At 55.5% G+C, this 1,328-nt stretch carries 1 protein-coding gene; it reads left to right on the top strand.

Annotated elements, in window-relative coordinates:
• Positions 1-75 precede the first annotated feature (75 nt).
• The gene (locus tag L972_RS18690) at positions 76-1,290 is read left to right on the top strand and encodes an IS256-like element ISAs3 family transposase (RefSeq protein WP_047440228.1); all 1,215 of its coding nucleotides are present in this window, start codon (positions 76-78) and stop codon (positions 1,288-1,290) included.
• Positions 1,291-1,328 lie beyond the last annotated feature (38 nt).

The raw sequence follows: 1,328 nt of genomic DNA, 5'->3' as shown, positions 1-1,328 counted from the left end.
GAGCCTGTAAATCCAATTGTGTAACCGCCCACGAATAAGTAACTTTTTCAAAAGGATACCTTCGTGGGTAAGCAAATGGACCAAGACAAACTCAAAGCACTGGCCGCTGAGCTGGCCAAAGACATCAAATCTGAAAAAGATCTCGGCACCCTCACCCAGCAGCTGATCAAGCTCACCGTCGAGACCGCCCTCAATGCCGAGATGGACGCGCATCTGGGCTATGAGAAACACGCCCCACAAGGCCGCGGGACCGGCAACAATCGTAATGGCTATTCCACCAAGCGCCTAAAAGGGCAGCACGGAGAGGTCACCATCCAGGCGCCTCGTGACCGCAACAGCTCCTTCGAGCCTCAGTTTGTCCGCAAGGGCCAGTCCCGCCTGACCCAGATGGACGACCAGATCCTCGCCCTCTACGCCAAGGGCTTGAGTACGCGGGATATCGTGGACGCGTTCAAAGAGATGTATGACGCCGACATCTCGGCGGGGCTGGTATCGAAAGTGACCGAACGTGTCATCGAGCAGGTCCACGAATGGCAAAACCGACCGCTGGATCCGCTCTATCCCATCGTCTATCTGGACTGTATTGTGCTGAAGATCCGCGCGAACCAAAGGGTGATCAACAAGTCGCTCTATCTGGCGCTGGGTATCAATATGCAGGGTCACAAGGAGCTGTTGGGCCTGTGGCTGGCCGAGACCGAAGGGGCAAAATTCTGGCTGTCGGTCCTGACCGAACTGAAGAACCGCGGCCTGGAAGATATCCTGATCGCGTGTGTGGATGGTCTCAAGGGCTTCCCTGATGCCATTGCCGTGGAGTATCCCCAGACCAAGGTGCAACTGTGTATCGTCCACATGGTCCGCAACTCGTTGCGCTACGTCTCCTGGAAAGACTACAAGGCGGTGACGGCGGATTTGAAGCAGATATACCAGTCTGCGACGGAACGTGAGGCTCAGCAGGCGCTGGCGACCTTCGGCGAGCGCTGGGATAGCCAGTACCCGCAGATAGCGCGCTCCTGGCAGGGGAACTGGGACAATCTGATCACGCTGTTTGATTATCCCCCCGCGATCCGGAAGGTGATCTACACCACCAATGCGATCGAGTCACTGAACAGCGTGCTGCGCAAAGCGACCAAACAAAGGAAGCTGTTCCCGACCGATGAGTCGGCGCTCAAAGTGGCGTTTCTCGCGATACAGCAGGCTTCAAAGAAGTGGACCATGCCAATCCAGAATTGGAAGCTTGCTCTGAATCGCTTTATTATCGAATTCGGTGATCGCCTGAACGGTCACCTGTAATGGAGTGGGCAGTTACACAGAATTATTTACAGGCTCAT

The sequence above is a fragment of the Aeromonas sp. ZOR0001 genome (assembly GCF_000801015.1).
GTDB lineage: Bacteria > Pseudomonadota > Gammaproteobacteria > Enterobacterales > Aeromonadaceae > Aeromonas > Aeromonas veronii.
This window is presented reverse-complemented; position numbering and strand designations above follow the sequence as displayed.

Excerpts from the sequence above, each read along its gene's own strand:
- L972_RS18690 (WP_047440228.1), top strand. The coding sequence starts at position 76 with ATGGACCAAGACAAACTCAAAGCACTGGCCGCTGAGCTGGCCAAAGAC.